Below are 17,822 nucleotides of genomic sequence, written 5' to 3'. Positions count from 1 at the left end.
CAGTGTTGGCGGGTCCTGCACTGTCCGGTTGCGCCCTTGGAGCCCCCATCGCGGATGGCGCACGCCGGGAGCCAGGCCTTCGACCGGCCCGAGTGCCGCCCGCCATGCGATCCGGGGCGCCGCTCAGCCCGGCGGGATGAAGGGTTGGCGGATCGCCTAGAACGCCGCGGTTGCCTCCAGGGCGGCGCACCGCCAGGCCAGCGCCGGCATGTCCCCGGGCGGGAGAAGGCCGGGATGGGCCTCGGCCACGAATCGGAAAGCCGTCGCCATCGCGATGTCGGCATGGCCGATCGACCCGCCGCACAGGAACGGCGTCGCCGCTGCCGCGTCCCCCTCCAGCACCGCCGCCGTCGCGCGGAGTTGCCCCCGCCGCCGCTCGATCAGCAGCGGGGAGGGGCTGTCATGCAGCCTCACCTCATAGAACAGGCCCACCGCGGTCTCCGCCAGGCCGGTGGCGAGCCCGACCAGGCGCCGCGTGGCCAGCCGGGCGGCCGGATCGGCGGGCATCAACGCCCGCCCGCCCGGCGCGGCTTCGTCCAGATGCGCGAGGATCTGGTGGCTGTCGGCCAGCGGCACGCCGTCGACCACCAGCACGGGGACCCGCGTCAGCGGGCTGAAGGGGCGGATCAGCGCCGCATCGCCGAAAGTCGACCAGGGCCGGTGCTCAAAGGCCAAGCCAAGCAGGGTCAGGGCGATGCCAACCCGGCGGACGAAGGGCGAATCATACTGTCCGATCAGGATTATGGGCCGCTCCAAGGTCCTCGGCTGGGCCCCAGCCTGGACCGCCCTCGCTGTCATCGTCCAGCCATGCCTTGGAAAGCCGGCCGTCCTGCGCTACAGACCGCGCCTCTCCGCTGCGCGGCGCCTCCGTGGGCGGGCGTGGTGGAACTGGTAGACACGCTGGATTTAGGTTCCAGTGGCGCAAGCCGTGGGGGTTCAAGTCCCTTCGCCCGCACCAATTGGCGCCGCCGGTTCTCTCTAGCCTTATTGGATGGACGTCCCTCGATGCAGGTCACCGAGCTCGCGAATGACGGGCTGAAGCGCGCCTATTCCGTCACTGTTGCCGCGGGCGACCTCGCCTCTGCGCGCGACAAGCGTCTCGCCGAGATCGCCAAGACCGTCACCATGCCCGGCTTCCGCCCTGGCAAGGTGCCGATGTCGGTGGTCAAGCAGCGCTACGGCTCCGCCGTGCTGGGGGAGGTGCTGGAACAGACCGTCACCGACAGCTCGCGCCAGGTGGTGACCGACCGCGGCTTGAAGCCCGCCCTGCAGCCGAAGATCGAGTTGACCAACTTCGCCGAGGGTGCGGACCTCGAATTCCGCATGGACCTCGAGATCCTGCCGGACGTGCCGATGCCGGACTTCTCGGGCATCGCGCTCGAGCGCCTCAAGGCCGAGCCGAGCGAGGAGGCGGTGGACAAGGCGCTGGCCTCGATCGCCGAACGCAATGGTGAACTGGCCGATGCCGAGCCGCGCGCCGCCGGCAAGGGCGACATACTGGTCAGCGACTTCACCGGCCGCCTGCCGGCAGACCTGTTGAAGAATGGCCCTGGCCTGGGCGCCGTTCCGGGCAATCCGGGGTCCCTGCCGACCGGCTGGAACATCGACAAGGTCGGCACCTTCGACCACGAGATCTCGGCCATCGGCAGCGAAGCCGGCCGCCCGTATTTCGACCTGAAGGTGACGGGTTCGCCGGGCGAAAAGGCCGTGCTGCGCCTGCAATTCGCCCCGGCAGACGAATTGTCGGTGAAAGGCGGCGACACGCTGACGCTGCTGGCTTCCGTGCGCGTCGCCGAAGGCGCCCTGCCGGCCGGGGCCGAGCCCAAGCTCGGCTTCAACGAGATGTACAACGGCAACGACATCCACCAGCGCGCCCCCGCGACGATGGGTGCGGATGGCGACCGCATGACGCTGACGCTCGCCGCAGGCGACGCGCCGGTGCAGGCGCTGCCGACCTTCGTGATCGTGCTGCCCGCCGGAGCGCTGGACTTCACCCTGCGCGTCGGTCCCGCCCGCGTCTTCGCTGGCGCCGAGGAGCCCGAGGCGCGCATCTTCGCCGGTGGCACCGCCTCGGACATGCCGATCGAAGTCGGCGGCGCCGGCTTCATCCCCGGCTTCACCGAGCAGATGGATGGCATGTCGCCCGGCGATTCGCGCGACATCGACGTCGTCTTCCCCGGCGACTACGGGTCGGCCGAACTGGCCGGCAAGCACGCCCGCTTCACCATCACGGCCAAGGCGCTCAAGACCCGCACGCCCAAGGCCGTGGATGACGAACTGGCCAAGGCCGTCGGCATGGCCGACCTCGCCGCGCTGAAGGATGCCATCCGTTCGTCCCTGCAGCGTGAATATGACGGCCTGGCGCGGTTGAAGCTGAAGCGCGCGCTGCTCGACAGCCTGGCGGACAAGGCGTCCTTCCAGGTGCCCGAGGGCATGGTCGAGGCCGAGTTCGCCCAGATCTGGCAGCGCGTCGAGGCCGACCTCAAGGCCGGTCGGCTGGACGAGGACGACAAGGGCAAGGACGAGGAGACGCTGAAGACCGAGTATCGCGGCATCGCCGAGCGGCGCATCCGCCTCGGGCTGATGCTGTCCGAGATCGGCCGGGCCAACAACGTCCAGGTCGGCCAGGACGAGATGCAGCGCGCCGTCTACCAGGAAGCCTCACGCTATCCGGGGCAGGAACAGCAGGTGCTCGAGTTTTTCCGCAAGAACCCGCAGGCCGCCGAGAACCTCCGCGCCCCGCTGTTCGAGGAGAAGGTGGTCGATTTCATGATCGAACTCGCCAAGGTCACCGACCGCCAGGTGACCCCCGAGGAGTTGTCCGCCGCCGCGGTCTGACCGCGCCCACGCCGCAACCCGGCAGGTGGTTCGACAGGGGGCAGCCAGGTTTGGCTGCCCCTTTTTCATGCATCACGCCCTGCTTTCATCCCCTTGGCGCGCCTTAGCGAAGTAAATCAGCACCTTTCATCGGACCCGCCTTGCGCCGCCGACCGGGCCTCGCCTACATCGCTAGACAGAACACGAGCGGCCAGACGGACCGCCGATCAAAGGGAGAACTTCAAGGGTGACTGACGCCATCCTGGAAACGGTGGGACTGACGAAGGAGTTCCGCGGCTTCGTGGCCGTGAACGATGTCGCCCTGTCGGTGCGCCGCGGCACGATCCATGGCCTGATCGGCCCGAACGGCGCCGGCAAGACCACCTGCTTCAACCTGCTGACCAAGTTCCTGCCGCCGACCCGCGGGACCATCCGCTATGACGGGCGCGACATCACCGGCATGAAGCCGGCCGAGGTGGCGCGCCTGGGGCTGGTGCGCTCCTTCCAGATTTCGGCGGTCTTCCCGCATCTGTCCGTGCTCGAGAATGTGCGCGTCGCGCTGCAGCGCAGCCGCGGCGGGTCCTTCGACTTCTGGCGCTCGGATTCGGTGCTGCGCAGCTATGACGACCGCGCGCGGGCCTTGCTCGAGGATGTCGGCCTGTCCGGCTATGCCGAGTTGACCGCCGGCGAGCTTCCCTATGGCCGCAAGCGCGCGCTCGAGATTGCGACGACGCTGGCCCTCGATCCGGTGATGATGCTGCTGGACGAACCCACGGCGGGCATGACGCATGACGATGTCGGGCGCATCGTCTCGCTGATCCGCCGAGTATCGCAGGGGCGCACGGTGCTGCTGGTGGAGCACAACCTGACCGTCGTGTCCGGCCTGTGCGACTTCATCACCGTGCTGGCACGTGGGCGCGTGTTGGCCGAGGGCGACTACGCCACCGTCGCGCGCAACCCGGACGTCATCGCCGCCTATCTCGGTACCGAAGCGCCCACGGAGGCCGCCCATGGCTGACACCCTCGCGACCCTGCCGATGGCGGCACAGGAAGGTGGCTCGCCGCTGATGGCCGTGCGCGGGCTGGAAGCCTGGTACGGCGAGAGCCACGTCCTGCATGGCGTGAACCTCGACATCCACGAAGGCGAGGTGGTCACGCTGCTGGGCCGCAATGGCGCGGGCAAGACTTCGACGCTGCGCTCCATCATGGGCGTGGTGCCGAAGCGGTCGGGCTCGATCCACTATGCCGGTCGGGAGCTGATCGGCGCGCGCTCGGACGTGATCGCCAGGGCAGGGATCGCCTATTGCCCCGAGGAACGCGGCATCTTCGCCTCGCTCGACGTGACCGAGAACCTGATGCTGCCCCCGGTGGTGCGGCCGGGCGGGTTGCCGCTCGACGAAATCTACGAGCTGTTCCCCAACCTCAAGGAACGCGCGCGCAGCCAGGGCACGAAACTGTCGGGCGGCGAGCAGCAGATGCTCGCCATCGCGCGCATCCTGCGCACGGGTGCGAAGCTGCTGCTGCTCGATGAACCCTCCGAGGGCCTGGCGCCGGTCATCGTCCAGCAGATCGGCCACACCATCCGCGCGCTCAAGCAGCGCGGCTTCACCGTGCTGCTGGTCGAGCAGAACTTCCGCTTCGCGCAGACGGTCGCCGACCGTCACTACGTGATGGAGCACGGCAAGGTGGTGGACATGGTGCGCAATGCCGACCTCGCGAGCTCGATGGGTCGTCTGCAGGAATATCTCGGCGTCTGATGCCGGATTGTGACAGGTGCGCCTGGCTGCCGGCGCGCCCGGTTTAGAAGGAGACTGGGACGATGACCGACCTTTCCCGCCGCAATGTGCTGACCGCCGGTGCCACCGCTGCCGCTTGGGGGGCGCTACCGGTCTCGCGCGCCCGTGCACAGGCCGCGAACACGATCAAGATCGGCGTGCTTAACGACCAGTCGGGGCTGTACCGGGACCTCTCCGGTCCGGGTTCGACGGCCTGCGTGCGCCAGGCGGTCCAGGAACTCGGCGCGCTGGGCTTCACCGTCGAGGTGATCCAGGCGGACCACCAGAACCGACCCGATGTCGGGTCCAACATCGCGCGCCAGTGGCTCGACCGCGACGGCGTCGACCTGATCATCGACGTGCCGACCTCCTCCGTCGCGCTGGCCGTCGCCGGCATCGTGCGGGAGAAGAACAAGGCCTACATCAACAGCACCGGCGCGTCCTCCGACCTGACTGGCGCGCAGTGCAGCCCGAACACGGTGCACTGGACCTACGACACCTGGATGCTGGCGAATTCGACCGGTGGCGCGATGGTGCGCGCGGGCGGCGATACCTGGTTTTTCATCACCGCCGACTACGCCTTCGGCCATGCGCTGGAACGCGACACCGCGGGCTTCGTGCGCGCGGCCGGCGGGCGGGTGCTTGGGCAGGTCCGCACGCCGTTCCCCGGCACCACCGACTTCAGCAGCTTCCTGGTGCAGGCGCAGTCGTCCCGCGCCAAGGTGATCGGCCTGGCCAATGCTGGTGGGGACACCATCAACTGCATCAAGCAGGCGGCCGAATTCGGCATCACGCGGCGCGGCGTGAAGCTCGCCGGGCTGCTGGTGTTCATCACCGACGTTCATTCGCTGGGACTCCAGACCGCGCAGGGGCTGGTGCTGACGGAATCCTTCTACTGGGACCTTAACGACCGCACCCGCGCCTTCACCACCCGCGTGCGGCCGTCCATGCCGAACAACGCGCCGCCGACCATGGCGCAGGCCGGCTGCTATGCGGGCGCGCTGCACTACCTCAAGACGGTGAAGGACATGGGCGTCGCCGCCGCCAAGGCCGATGGCGCCGCGACCATCGCGCGCATGAAGGCCTTGCCGACCGAGGACGATGCCTTTGGTCCGGGGACGATCCGCGTCGATGGCCGCAAGATCCACCCTGTCACGCTGTTCGAGGTGAAGAAGCCCGAGGAGAGCCGGGGTGCATGGGACTACTACAAGGTCGTGCAGACCGTGCCCGCCGACCAGGCCTTCCGCCCGCTTGCCGATGGCGGCTGCGCGCTCGTGCGCAGCTGACCGAAACCTGCCGGGGCGCGGCGGGGGAAAGACCCGCCGGCCCAACCGTTGATGCCACCAGGGAGAGACGAATGACCGAGTTCAACCGCCGCGGCTTGCTTGCCGCGGGCGCCGCCTTCGGGGCGCTGCCGCTGCATCGTGCCCGCGCGCAGGCCGCGAACACCGTCAAGATCGGTGTGCTGAACGACCAGTCCGGCCTGTATCGCGACGTGAACGGCCCGGGTTCGGTGGCCTGCGTGCGCCAGGCCATCACCGACCTGGGCGCCACGCTGCGCGGGATGAATGTGGAAGTGGTCGTCGCCGACCACCAGAACCGCCCCGATGTCGGGGTGAACATCGCCCGCCAGTGGTTCGACCGCGACGGCGTGGACATGGTGATCGACGTGCCGACCTCCTCGGTCGCGCTGGCGGTCAACCAGGTCGCGAAGGAGAAGAACAAGGTCTACATCAACTCCTCGGGCGCGACGTCGGATCTCACGGGGTCCGCCTGCACGCCGAATACGCTGCACTGGACCTATGACACCTACATGCTCGCGAAGAGCACGGGTGGCGCGATGGTCCGCGCTGGCGGCGACACCTGGTATTTCATCACCGCCGACTACGCCTTCGGCCATGCGCTGGAACGCGACACCTCCGCCTTCATCAACGCCGCCGGCGGGCGCGTGCTGGGGGCCGTGCGCACACCGTTCCCCGGCACTACCGATTTCAGCAGCTTCCTGGTGCAGGCGCAGGCCTCCCGCGCCAAGGTCGTCGGGTTGGCCAATGCCGGCGGCGACACCATCAACTCGATCAAGCAGGCGGCTGAATTCGGGCTGACCCGGCGCGGGACGAAGCTCGCGGCGCTGCTGATGTTCATCTCCGATGTCCATGCGCTTGGCCTGCAGACGGCACAGGGGCTGGTCTGCACCGAGACCTTCTACTGGGACCTCAACGACAGGACGCGTGCCTTCACCGCCCGCGTGCTGCCCAACATGCCCCAGCAGCTGCGGCCGGGCATGGCCCAGGCCGGCTGCTATTCGGGGACGATGCACTACCTCAAGGCGGTGCTCGAACTCGGTGCCGCCGCGGCGCGCGCCGATGGCGCGGCGACGGTCGCGCGGATGAAGGCGATGCCGGTGCAGGACGACGCCTTCGGCGACACCTCGATCCGCGCCGATGGCCGACGCATCATGCCGGCCTACCTGCTCGAGGTGAAGGCGCCGGGCGAGAGCCGCGGCGCCTGGGACTACTACAAGGTGCTGCAGACCACGCCGGCCGACCAGGCCTTCCGGCCGTTGTCGGAGGGAGGCTGCTCGCTGGTGCGCAGCTGATCCAGGCGTGACCATCCCCGGGCGGGGCAACGACCCCGTCCGGTACCGACAAGCAAACACGGAGGAATTCGCCTTGATCGATACGACCCGTCGCAGCCTGCTCGCCGCCGGTGCCGCCACTGCCGCCATCGCGCCGCTGTCGCGCGCGCGGGCGCAGGCGAACACCATCCGCATCGGCGTGCTGACCGACATGTCCGGCACCTACCGCGACAATACCGGCCCGACTTCCGTCGCCTCGACGCGCGAAGCGGTCGCCGAATTCGGCACGAGCCACGGCTTCACGGTCGAGGTCCTGGAAGCCGACCACCAGAACCGCCCCGATGTCGGGTCCAACATCGCCCGGCAATGGTACGATCAGGGCGTGGACCTGATCCTCGACGTGCCGACCTCCTCGGTCGGGCTCGCGGTCAACCAGATCGCGAAGGAGAAGAACAAGGCCTACATCAATGTCGGCTCCGCCACCGCCGACCTGACCGGGCCGGCCTGCACGGCAACGACGCTGCACTGGGCCTACGACACCTATATGCTGGCGAAGTCGACCGGCGGGGCGATGGTGCGCGCGGGCGGCGACAGCTGGTTCTTCATCACCGCCGACTACGCCTTCGGCCACGCGCTGGAACGCGACAACACCAACTTCATCCGCGCCGCCGGCGGCCGCGTGCTCGGCGCAGTCCGCACGCCGTTTCCCGGCACGACCGATTTCAGCAGCTTCCTGGTGCAGGCCGCTGCCGCGCGACCCAAGGTGATCGGCCTCGCCAATGCCGGCGGGGATACCGCGAACTGCGTGAAGCAGGCGGCGGAATTCGGCATCACCCGGCGCGGCATCAAGCTCGCCGCGCTACTGCTGTTCCTGAACGACGTCAACGGCATCGGGCTGCAGACGGCGCAGGGGCTGGTCTGCACGGAATCCTTCTACTGGGACACCAACGACAAGACCCGTGCCTGGACGCAGCGCGTGGTGCGCCGCACGCCCACCAACTACCCGTCGATGATCCATGCCGGCTGTTATTCGGCCGCGCTGCATTTCCTCAAGACCGTGGCGGCGATGGGCGTGCCGGCGGCCAAGGCGTCGGGCCTCGACCTGGTCAACCGCATGAAGGCCATGCCGACCGAGGATGACTGCTTCGGGCCGGGGACCATCCGCGTCGATGGCCGCCGCCTGATCCCGTCCTTCCTGTTCGAGGTGAAGGCGCCGGGCGAAAGCCGTGGGCCTTGGGACTACTACAAGCTGTTGCAGACCACGCCCGCCGACGAAGCCTATCGCCCTCTGGCCGATGGAGGCTGCCCGCTCGTGCGTGGCTGAACCGGACGTCGTGCCTACCCAACGCGCATAAAAAAAAGCAAGCGCGGCAACGAAACAGGTGAGGAAAACAGGAATGAGCGAGATCAACCGCCGTACCGTATTGGCCGCCGGCGCCGGGCTTGGCGCATTGCCCTTCACGCGCGCCCGCGCGCAGGCGGCCAATACCATCAAGATCGCCTTGCTGTGTGACTTCTCTGGCACCTATCGCGACGTCACCGGTCCGAACGAGCTCGCCTGCGTCCGCCAGGCAGCGGCCGAATTCGCCAATCGCGGCTTCAACATCGAGGTCGTCTACGCCGACAACCAGAACCGCGCCGATGTCGGATCGAACATCACCCGCACCTGGTTCGATCGGGAAGGGGTGGATTGCATCGTCGATGGCGGCGCGTCATCGGTGGCACTCGCTGTCAATGACGTCGTGCGCGAGAAGAACAAGGTCTACGTCAATTCCTCCTCCGCGACGTCGGACCTGACGGGGCGGGCCTGCTCGCCCAACCTCGTGCACTGGACCTACGACACCTACATGCTGGCGAAGTCCACCGGCGGGGCGACCGTGCGGGCGGGTGGGGACAGCTGGTACTTCGTCACCGCGGACTACGCCTTCGGCCATGCGCTGGAACGCGACACGGCGAGCTTCGTCCGCGCCGCCGGCGGACAGGTGCTGGGCCAGGTGCGCACGCCCTTCCCGGGAACCACCGACTTCTCCTCCTTCCTGGTTCAGGCACAGGCGTCCCGCGCCAAGGTGATCGGGCTGGCCAATGCCGGCAGCGACACCATCAACTGCATCAAGCAGGCCTCGGAATTCGGCCTCACCCGGCGTGGCATCAAGCTCGCCTCGCTGCTGATGTTCATGCCGGACGTGCATTCCCTCGGCCTCGAACAGACCCAGGGGCTGATCTGCACCGAGACCTTCTACTGGGACCTCAATGACCGCACGCGGGCCTTCACCCGCCGCGTCGCGGCCAACCTGCAGCCGAACACGCCCCTCTGCATGAATCATGCGGGGGGCTATGCCTCGGTGCTGCATTATCTCAAGGCGGTCGCCGATATGGGCGTAGCCCGCGCCAAGGCGAATGGCGCCGAGGTCGTCGCGCGGATGAAGGCGATGCCCTGCGATGATGACTGCTTCGGTCCGGGCCGCATCCGCGAGGACGGGCGCAAGCTGCACCCCGCCTATCTTTTCGAAGTGAAGGCGCCGTCCGAGAGCAGCGGCCGGTACGACTACTATAAGCTGCTGCAGACGACAGCGGGGGATGAGGCGTTCCGCCCGCTCGCCGAAGGCAATTGTTCGCTGGTGCGTAGCTGAAACGGGCGGGCGGGGGGCGGGGCAGGGGTGCCGAACCCCACCCACCGCCCGCCGGCCGGCAACAAGGAGGACGGGTCATGGACTTCAATCGCCGCAGTCTTCTCGCCGCGGGGTCCGCAGCGGCGGTCGCGCCGTTCTCACGCGCACGCGCCCAGGGACAGCCTATCCGCATCGGCGTGCTGACTGACATGTCGGGGCCGTATCGCGACACCACCGGGCCGGGCAGCCTCGTTCTGACGCAGGCCGCGGCCGCCGAGATGGCCAATCGCGGCTTTGCCATCGAGGTGCTGTCCGCCGACCACCAGAACCGCCCCGATGTCGGCGCGAACCTCGCGCGGCAATGGTACGACCAGGGGGTGGACGCGATCGTCGACGTGCCGACCTCCTCGGTCGCGCTCGCCGTCAACCAGATCGCGCGGGAGAAGAACAAGGTCTTCCTCAATTCGGGGGCCGCGACATCCGACCTGACGGGCGCGCAATGCAGCCCGAACACGGTGCACTGGACCTACGACACCTGGATGCTGGCCAAGGGCACCGGCGGGGCGATCGTACGCACCGGCGGCGACAGCTGGTTCTTCATCACGGCCGACTACGCCTTCGGCCACGCGCTGGAACGCGACACGGCGACCTTCGTGCGCGCGGCGGGTGGGCAGGTGCTCGGGCAGGTGCGTTATCCATTCCCGGCGACGACGGATTTCTCCTCCTTCGTGGTCCAGGCGCAGGCGTCCCGCGCCAAGGTGCTCGGCATGGCGAATGCCTCTACCGACACGGTGAACACCATCAAGGCGGCACGCGAATTCGGCCTGCACCGGTCGATGAAGCTCGCCGCGCTGTTGATGGGGGTGATGGATATCCATGCCCTGGGCCTGGAATCCGCGCAGGGGCTGCTGCTGACGGAATCCTTCTACTGGGACCTCAATGACCGCACCCGGGCGCTGACCCAGCGCGTCCGCGCGGCCAACCAGAACCGCCCGCCGGCGATGGTGCCGGCCGGCTGCTATGGCGCGACGCTGCATTACCTCAAGGCGGTGGCCGATATGGGTGCGGCAGCCGCCAAGGCCGATGGCCGCGCGGCGGTGGCGCGCATGAAGGCGATGCCCACCGATGATGACGCCTTCGGCCCGGGGCGCATCCGCGAGGATGGCCGCAAGATCCATCCGGTTTTCCTGTTCCAGGTGAAGACGCCTGCGGAATCCCGCGCGCCTTTCGACTACTACAAGGTTGCCGCCACCACCCCGGCGGAGGAAGCCTTCCGGCCCGTGGCCGAGGGTGGCTGCTCTCTCGTGCGTTCGTGACAAGGACCTGATCGTCAATGCTCGACTTCATCGAGACAATATCCGGCGTCCCGGCGCCGCTGCTGTTCGGGCAGATCCTGCTCGGGCTGATCAACGGCGCCTTCTATGCGATGCTCTCGCTCGGCCTCGCGGTGATCTTCGGGCTGCTCAACATCATCAACTTCACCCATGGCGCGCAGTTCATGATGGGCGCCTTCGTCGCCTGGATGCTGCTGACCTGGGCCGGCATTGGCTATTGGGGGGCGTTGATCCTCGCACCTCTGATCGTCGGGGCCACAGGCGTTATCATCGAGCGATTGATGATCAGTCGATTGTACAAGCTCGACCACCTCTACGGCCTGCTGCTGACCTTCGGCATCGGGCTGATCATCGAGGGCGTCTTCCGCAATGAATTCGGTTCCTCCGGCCTGCCCTACCGCATCCCGGCGGAACTCTCGGGTGCATGGGACCTCGGCTTCATGTTCATGCCGATCTATCGCGGCTGGGTGGTGCTGTTCTCGCTGATCATCTGCCTGATCACCTGGCTGGTGATCGAGAAGACGCGCCTGGGCGCCTATCTGCGCGCCGCGACCGAGAATGCCGCCCTGGTGCAGGCCTTCGGCGTGAACGTGCCGCGCATGATCACGCTGACCTATGGCGCGGGCGTTGCCCTTGCCGCACTCGCCGGGGTGCTTGCCGCGCCGATCTACTCGGTCAATCCGCAGATGGGCACCAACCTCATCATCGTGGTCTTTGCCGTGGTCGTGATCGGGGGCATGGGCTCGATCCTGGGCTCCGTGCTGACCGGCTTCGGCCTCGGCGTCATCGAGGGCCTCACCAAGGTCTATTGGCCGGAGGCCTCGGCCACCGTCATCTTCGTCATCATGGCGATCGTGTTGCTCACGCGACCCGCCGGTCTTTTCGGGAGGGCCTGACCCATGGCATCCGAGACCACTGCCGGGCCGATGCCCGCCACCGCTGGCGAGGGGCAGGCCTTCCTGGGGTACAGCCGGGCGCAGTTCGTCGCCCTGATCATCCTGGTGGGCGCGCTCATCGCCGGGCCGTTCTTCCTGTATCCCGTCTTCCTGATGAAGCTGCTGTGCTTCGCGCTGTTCGCCTGCGCCTTCAACCTGCTGATCGGCTATGTCGGGCTGCTGTCCTTCGGCCACGCCGCCTATTTCGGCATGGGCGGGTACATTGCCGGCTACACCGCCAAGGCCTGGGGTTTCACGCCCGAGGTCGCGGTCATCTCCGGTGCCATCGTCGCCGGGCTGCAGGGCTGGGCCTTCGGCTGGATCGCCATCCGCCGGCAAGGCATCTACTTCGCCATGATCACCCTCGCCCTCGCGCAGATGGTCTATTTCGTCTGCGTCCAGGCGCCCTTCACGGGCGGCGAGGACGGCATCCAGGCGATTCCGCGCGGGCGGTTGTTCGGCGTCATCGACCTCGGCCCGGACATGAACATGTACTGGTTCGTCGCCGGGGTCTTCCTGGCTGCCTTCGTGCTGATCCACCGCATCATCCATTCACCCTACGGCCAGGTGCTGAAGGCGATCCGCGAGAACGAACCGCGCGCGACCTCGCTCGGCTACCGCACGGATGACTACAAGCTGGTCGCCTTCATCCTCTCGGCGTCGATCGCAGGCGTGGCGGGTGGCGTGAAGTCGCTGGTCTTCGGCATCGCCACGCTGACCGACGTGCACTGGTCCATGTCGGGTGAGGTGGTGCTGATGACGCTCGTCGGTGGCCTCGGCACGGTGTTCGGGCCGATGGTTGGCGCGGCGGTGATCGTGACCATGCAGAACTACCTGGCGGAGATGGGCGCCTGGGTCACGGTGATCCAGGGGGCGATCTTCGTGGCGGTGGTGCTGGCGTTCCGGCGCGGGCTGATCGGCGAGATCGGGAACCTGCTGAAGGTGAAGCTGTAGGGCGAGGGGCACGGAGAGGGGCTTTGCCCCTCTCCGAACCTCACCCCACCAAAGGCTTAAGGCCTTTGGAAACCTCGACTTGGTGTTGGCTGCCGCGGTTTGTCCCCGGCGCGAATGTCGCGTCGGGCACCAGACCCGAATTCCTGCACTGATCCTGCCCGTGGTGCCATGCGCCAGGTATCGGTTTCCAAAGGCCCACTGGCCTTTGGCGGGGTGGCTTGGAGGGGCAGCGCCCCTCCAATCTTCTGCCCTGGCTTCAACCGCGCCCCCGCGACAGCGTGACCCCCGCACCCACATGGTACAGGATCGCCGGCCACAGCAGCGGCCCGCCCAGCGCGCTGACCAGCGCGACCCCCAGCAGCGGCACCGCGATCAACGGCTGAAACAGGAGGATCGCGCGACGTGCCGTCGCGTTCGGCCAGTGCCAGCAGGCCGCCGCGAAGGCGAGCAGAGCGAGCCCTGCGATCCGCCCCGGCACCACAGCACCCGTGGCCAGGTCGTGGCCGAGGATCAGCCACACGACCCATGCCGGGCTCGCCACGAGCGCCAGGCCCGTCAGCGCCTCCACGGCGACCGCGACGCGGAAGACCGCCGTCACGGCCCGCGGCCCTGCTCCATCCGCTGCACGAAATCCTCCATGTCGCCGATCAGCCCGCCCACCACCGGCAGGTTCCGCGCTTCGAGCATCCGCTGCAGGTCGCGTAGCGATTCCGGCGTGACCGTGCTGGCCCCGAGATCGACCGTGACCTTTACCAGCCGCCCTGTGAAGGCGAAGGGCACCTGGTAGTCGCGGTCATCGACCGGCGTGCCGGTATCGATGCCGACATCGAAGGTCTCATCCAGCGTCATGATGATGGGCACAGTGCGCGGCATCGACCGCGTCGCCACCGCCTGGCCATCGACCGACATCACGCCCGTGCCGCCGCGCCCGAAGGGCAGGGGGAAGCGGCCATCGGCCGAAGGCTGCCAGTCGAACACTATCGTATGCCGCCCCGGCGTCAGCGCCGGCCCTTGCCAGCGTCCGCGTGCGATGTTGAGGAAGTTGTAGGTGAAGGTCGGCTTGCCCTCGGCCAGGTAGAGCCCGTAGCCGCCGAACCGCCCGCCATGGGTGACGAGCATGCCGTTGGCACCCCCCTGCGGCACGTCGATCTCGGCGGTGATGCGCCAGGCGCGGTTGAGGATGTTCGGCGCGCTCGCATCCTGCAGCGATGAGACCGGGGCGGTGTAGACGAACTGCGTCCGCCCCGCCGCCGGCCCGGGCCGCGGCGTGAGGAAGCGATCCAGCGCCGAGGCATCCAGCGGCAAGACCTGTTTCCATGCCGCCTCGGCGAGGAACAGCCCCTGCATCATGCGCAGCCGGTCGGGATGCTCGCTGGCGACGGAGCGGAACTGAGTCGGATCGTCGGCAAGGTTGAACAACTCCCACTGGAAGCCGTTCAGCACGTCGGTCGGCCGTGGCGCCATGCCGTTCCAGGGCGGCGCGACCGGGATCGTGTTGGCGAACCATCCATCGTGATAGATGCCGCGATTGCCCAGCATCTCGAAATACTGGGTGCGGCGGCGCGATGGGGCATCCGCGTTGGCGCGGTCGAAGGTATAGACCATGCTGACGCCGTCGAAGGGCCGCTGGGTGATGCCGTTGATGCTCCGCGCGACGGGGATGCCGGCGGCTTCGAGGATGGTCGGCACCACATCGATCACATGATGGAACTGCGTGCGGATGCCGCCACGGTCGGTGATGCGCCGCGGCCAGTGCATCACCATGCCGTTGCGCGTGCCGCCGAAATGGGATGCGATCTGCTTGGTCCAGCGGAACGGCGTATCGAAGGCCCAGGACCAGCCGACGGCGAAATGCGGATAGGTCCGGTCGCTGCCCCAGACGTCCATCAGCGGCAGCTGCGGCGCCACCGGGATCTCGACATTGTTGAAGAAGCTCGACTCATTGGGTGAGCCATTGAGCTGGCCTTCGGCGCTCGCGCCATTGTCGCCGGTGACGAAGATGATCAGCGTGTTGTCGAGCTGACCGAGATCCTGGATCGCCTGCACCACGCGGCCGATCTCATGGTCGGAATAGGCCATGTAGGCGGCGTAGACCTCGGCCTGGCGGGCAAACAGCCGCTTTTCATCGGCGGACAGGTCATCCCAGCGGCGCAACTCGTCCGGCCAGGGTGTGAGCTGCGCATTGGCAGGAATGACACCGAGCCGCTTCTGGTTCTCGAAGATGCGTTCGCGGATGACGTTCCAGCCCTCGTCGAACTGGCCGCGGAAGCGGGCGATCCATTCGGGCGGCGGATGATGCGGCGCATGCGTCGCCCCCGGCGCGTAGTGGACGAACCAGGGCCGCTGCGGCGAGACCGCATGCAGGGTGTTGATGTGCCGGATCGCGTCATCGGCCATGGCCGTGATCAGGTTCCACCCCGGATTGCCGTCGAAGGGTTGGATCGGAGTGGTATTGCGATAGAGGTTGCCGGGCTGCCACTGGCTGGTGTCGCCGCCGGCGAAGCCGAAGAAGTAGTCATAGCCCTGGCCGACCGGCCAATGGCTGAACGGCCCGGCGGGGCTGGCTTCCGCGGGCGGGATGTTGTGGTTCTTGCCGAACCAGGCGGTGGCGTAGCCGTTCAATTGCAGCGTTGCCGCGCCATGGGCCGTCTCCGGCGGGATGGTCGCGTTGTAGCCGTCATAGCCGGTGGCCATTTCCGACACGACGCCGAAGCCGGCGTTGTGGTGGTTGCGTCCGGTCAGCAGCGCCGCCCGCGTCGGCGAGCACAGCGAGGTGGTGTGGAACTGCGTGTAGCGCAGTCCGCCCTGCGCCAGCCGGTCGAGCGTCGGCGTCGGGATCACCCCGCCAAAGGCCGAATTCGACGCATAGCCGGCATCATCGAGCAGGATCAGCAGGACATTGGGCGCGCCTTCGGGTGGCATGATCTGCGGCGCCCAGGCCGGCGTGCTGTCCACCGCATTGGGCAGGATGGAGCCGGTGAAGGGTGGCGTCGGCACCGGCAGGGTGCGGCTGTCGGGGAACGCCACGGCGTTCGGCGCGCCAGGCGTGCCGCGTACCTGCTGCGCCATGGCCGGCAGCCCCGCGCAGAGGAGTAGCACCGGCAGCAACAGATGACGCAGGAGCGTGATGGCGATGGACACGGAACGCCTTCCTTCATCAAGCCGGCGGCAGGTCCGATGCATGTTCGCAATCTTCAGTGGGGCAGCGTCGCACGCTGACGCCGTGAATTCACCCGCAATGTGCAGCCGGAATTGGCAACCTGACCAGCCGCGGGTAAGGCCACGCCATGGCGGACCAACAGGCACATCATGTCTGTCCAACGGGCATTGGCTGCCTCCGGGGCGTCTGACGCCCTCCAACCCCGTCTTGCCCGAACCGCCGCCGCGCGCGACCTTGCGCCGCAGCATCGACCGCAGGGCGCGCATGACACGGAAATTCCATCTCGGCTGGTTCCTCCAGGGTTCCTCCGCCCAGGCCTGGGGCGAGCCCTGGACCGGCAATATCGGCACCGAATGGATGGTGCCGGACTTCTTCATCGAGATGACGCGCAACCTCGAACGCGCCTGCTTCGACTACGTACTGATCGAGGACAGCTCCTATGTCGGCGAGTCCTACGGTGGGTCGCGCGAGATCTACCTCCATCACGGCCTGTCCACGCCGCGCCAGGACCCCTCCATCGTCGCCGCCCTGCTGGCGCACAGCACGAAGCGCATCGGCATCGTCACCACGCTCGGCACCTTCGCCTACCCGCCCTATCTGCTGGCGCGGCAGATCGCCTCGCTTGACCAGATTTCATCGGGGCGCATCGGCTGGAATGCGGTGACGGGGTCATCGGACTTCGCCGCCCGGAACTTCGGCCTGGACGGCATGCCGCCGCATGATGCGCGCTACGACATCGCCGATGAATACATGGAAGTGGTGCGCAAGCTCTGGGGATCGTGGGAACCAGGTGCGATCATCGCCGACCGCGAGACCGGCGTGCTGGTGGACCACACCAAGGTCCACGCCATCGACCACCAGGGCACCTACTTCAAGGTCCGTGGCCCGCTCAACTCCGGCCCCTGCCTGCAGGGCCAGCCGGTCATCGCCCAGGCGGGCGGGTCTCCACGCGGCCGTGCCTTCGCCTCGCAACATGCGGACACCATCGTCGCCATGGTCAAAGGCACGGCGGGGATGAAGTCCTATCGCGATGACATCCGCGCCCGCATGGCCGCCCACGGCCGCAACCCCGATGACTGCAAGGTGCTGTTCCTCGTCTCCCCCGTGCTCGGCGACACCGAGGAGGAAGCGCGCGCGAAGCACAAGCGTCGTCTCGCCACCTCCGAGGACCAGATCGCCAAGCGCCTCGCCCATCTGTCGAAGATCACCAACCTCGATTTCGGCGCCCTGCCGCTCGACCAGCCGCTCGGTAGCCTGACCACCAACGGCCACCAGCAATCGCTCGACGAGTTCCTCAAGAAGGCCGGCAACAAGACGCTGCGCGAGGCCGCCGAGATCTATTCCGACGCCGGCTCCATCCCGCTGGTCGGCACGCCGGCGCAGGTCGCCGACCAGATGGGCGCGGCGATGGAGGAGGTCGGCGGCGATGGCTTCCTCATCACCACCAACGAGACATCGCGGCGCATCATCGCCGAGATCGCCGACGGGCTGGTGCCGGAACTGCAACGGCGTGGGCTGACGCGGCGCAGCTACGACCATGCCATGTTCAGGGACAATCTGCTGGCCTTCTGACCGCGTCGCGCCGCCCCGCTGCCCATGCCGCGAGCAGGTCGGGCGCGGCACGCCCTTCATTCCGCCATGGGGGACTTGCGCAAACGCGCCA

The 17,822-nt window shown here is 67.7% G+C and carries 13 protein-coding genes, 1 tRNA gene and 2 pseudogenes; 13 read left to right on the top strand and 3 right to left on the bottom strand.

Annotated features, from left to right (window positions below):
- Positions 1-156: 156 nt before the first annotated feature.
- Positions 157-756 carry a glutathione S-transferase family protein gene (locus AAFN86_RS07875; protein WP_347542734.1) on the bottom strand — a complete coding sequence of 200 codons (600 nt, stop codon included), beginning with the start codon at positions 754-756 and terminating at the stop codon, positions 157-159.
- Positions 757-873: 117 nt separating this feature from the next.
- Here AAFN86_RS07875 and AAFN86_RS07870 point away from each other — a divergent pair.
- The 12 genes and pseudogenes from AAFN86_RS07870 to AAFN86_RS07815 all read left to right on the top strand — a co-directional run bounded on the left by AAFN86_RS07870 (position 874) and on the right by AAFN86_RS07815 (position 12,999).
- A tRNA-Leu gene (locus AAFN86_RS07870) sits at positions 874-958 on the top strand.
- 47 nt (positions 959-1,005) lie between these two features.
- A pseudogene (locus AAFN86_RS07865) lies at positions 1,006-1,422 on the top strand (trigger factor); the annotation flags it as partial.
- 630 nt (positions 1,423-2,052) lie between these two features.
- Positions 2,053-2,838, top strand: a pseudogene (tig, locus tag AAFN86_RS07860) (trigger factor); the annotation flags it as partial.
- A 226-nt stretch (positions 2,839-3,064) separates the two neighbouring features.
- Positions 3,065-3,835: an ABC transporter ATP-binding protein gene (locus AAFN86_RS07855; RefSeq protein ID WP_347542733.1), complete on the top strand. Its 771-nt coding sequence runs from the start codon at positions 3,065-3,067 to the stop codon at positions 3,833-3,835.
- Positions 3,828-4,574: an ABC transporter ATP-binding protein gene (locus AAFN86_RS07850; RefSeq protein WP_347542732.1), complete on the top strand. Its 747-nt coding sequence runs from the start codon at positions 3,828-3,830 to the stop codon at positions 4,572-4,574. The genes AAFN86_RS07855 and AAFN86_RS07850 overlap by 8 nt, the downstream gene beginning before the upstream one ends.
- Positions 4,575-4,636: 62 nt before the next feature.
- Positions 4,637-5,878 (top strand): ABC transporter substrate-binding protein, encoded by a 1,242-nt coding sequence (locus tag AAFN86_RS07845; protein ID WP_347542731.1) that lies wholly within the window; start codon positions 4,637-4,639, stop codon positions 5,876-5,878.
- Between the two features lie 71 nt (positions 5,879-5,949).
- The gene (locus AAFN86_RS07840; RefSeq protein ID WP_347542730.1) at positions 5,950-7,188 is read left to right on the top strand and encodes an ABC transporter substrate-binding protein; all 1,239 of its coding nucleotides are present in this window, start codon (positions 5,950-5,952) and stop codon (positions 7,186-7,188) included.
- Positions 7,189-7,264: 76 nt separating this feature from the next.
- Positions 7,265-8,491: an ABC transporter substrate-binding protein gene (locus AAFN86_RS07835; RefSeq protein WP_408906592.1), complete on the top strand. Its 1,227-nt coding sequence runs from the start codon at positions 7,265-7,267 to the stop codon at positions 8,489-8,491.
- Positions 8,492-8,564: 73 nt separating this feature from the next.
- A complete protein-coding gene (locus tag AAFN86_RS07830; RefSeq protein ID WP_347542728.1) occupies positions 8,565-9,797 on the top strand; it encodes an ABC transporter substrate-binding protein in 1,233 nt (410 codons plus the stop codon).
- A 77-nt stretch (positions 9,798-9,874) separates the two neighbouring features.
- The gene (locus AAFN86_RS07825) at positions 9,875-11,092 is read left to right on the top strand and encodes an ABC transporter substrate-binding protein (RefSeq protein WP_347542727.1); all 1,218 of its coding nucleotides are present in this window, start codon (positions 9,875-9,877) and stop codon (positions 11,090-11,092) included.
- Between the two features lie 17 nt (positions 11,093-11,109).
- On the top strand, positions 11,110-12,006 hold the full coding sequence (locus AAFN86_RS07820) for a branched-chain amino acid ABC transporter permease (RefSeq protein ID WP_347542726.1): 897 nt from the start codon (positions 11,110-11,112) through the stop codon (positions 12,004-12,006).
- 3 nt (positions 12,007-12,009) lie between these two features.
- Positions 12,010-12,999: a branched-chain amino acid ABC transporter permease gene (locus AAFN86_RS07815; protein ID WP_347542725.1), complete on the top strand. Its 990-nt coding sequence runs from the start codon at positions 12,010-12,012 to the stop codon at positions 12,997-12,999.
- Between the two features lie 256 nt (positions 13,000-13,255).
- On the opposite strand, the gene AAFN86_RS07810 is transcribed toward AAFN86_RS07815, so the two are convergent.
- Together AAFN86_RS07810 and AAFN86_RS07805 are read right to left on the bottom strand one after the other, a co-directional pair.
- The gene (locus AAFN86_RS07810) at positions 13,256-13,597 is read right to left on the bottom strand and encodes a hypothetical protein (RefSeq protein ID WP_347542724.1); all 342 of its coding nucleotides are present in this window, start codon (positions 13,595-13,597) and stop codon (positions 13,256-13,258) included.
- Positions 13,594-16,140 (bottom strand): arylsulfatase, encoded by a 2,547-nt coding sequence (locus tag AAFN86_RS07805; protein ID WP_347542723.1) that lies wholly within the window; start codon positions 16,138-16,140, stop codon positions 13,594-13,596. Before AAFN86_RS07805 ends, AAFN86_RS07810 begins: the two co-directional genes overlap by 4 nt.
- A 283-nt stretch (positions 16,141-16,423) precedes the next feature.
- Between AAFN86_RS07805 and AAFN86_RS07800 the strand changes: the two genes are divergently transcribed.
- On the top strand, positions 16,424-17,731 hold the full coding sequence (locus AAFN86_RS07800; RefSeq protein WP_347542722.1) for an NtaA/DmoA family FMN-dependent monooxygenase: 1,308 nt from the start codon (positions 16,424-16,426) through the stop codon (positions 17,729-17,731).
- Positions 17,732-17,822: the final 91 nt, after the last annotated feature.

The organism is Roseomonas sp. CAU 1739 (assembly GCF_039839775.1).
GTDB lineage: Bacteria > Pseudomonadota > Alphaproteobacteria > Acetobacterales > Acetobacteraceae > Neoroseomonas.
The sequence above is the reverse complement of the archived record's forward strand: the minus strand, read 5'-3'. Positions and strand labels throughout refer to the sequence as shown.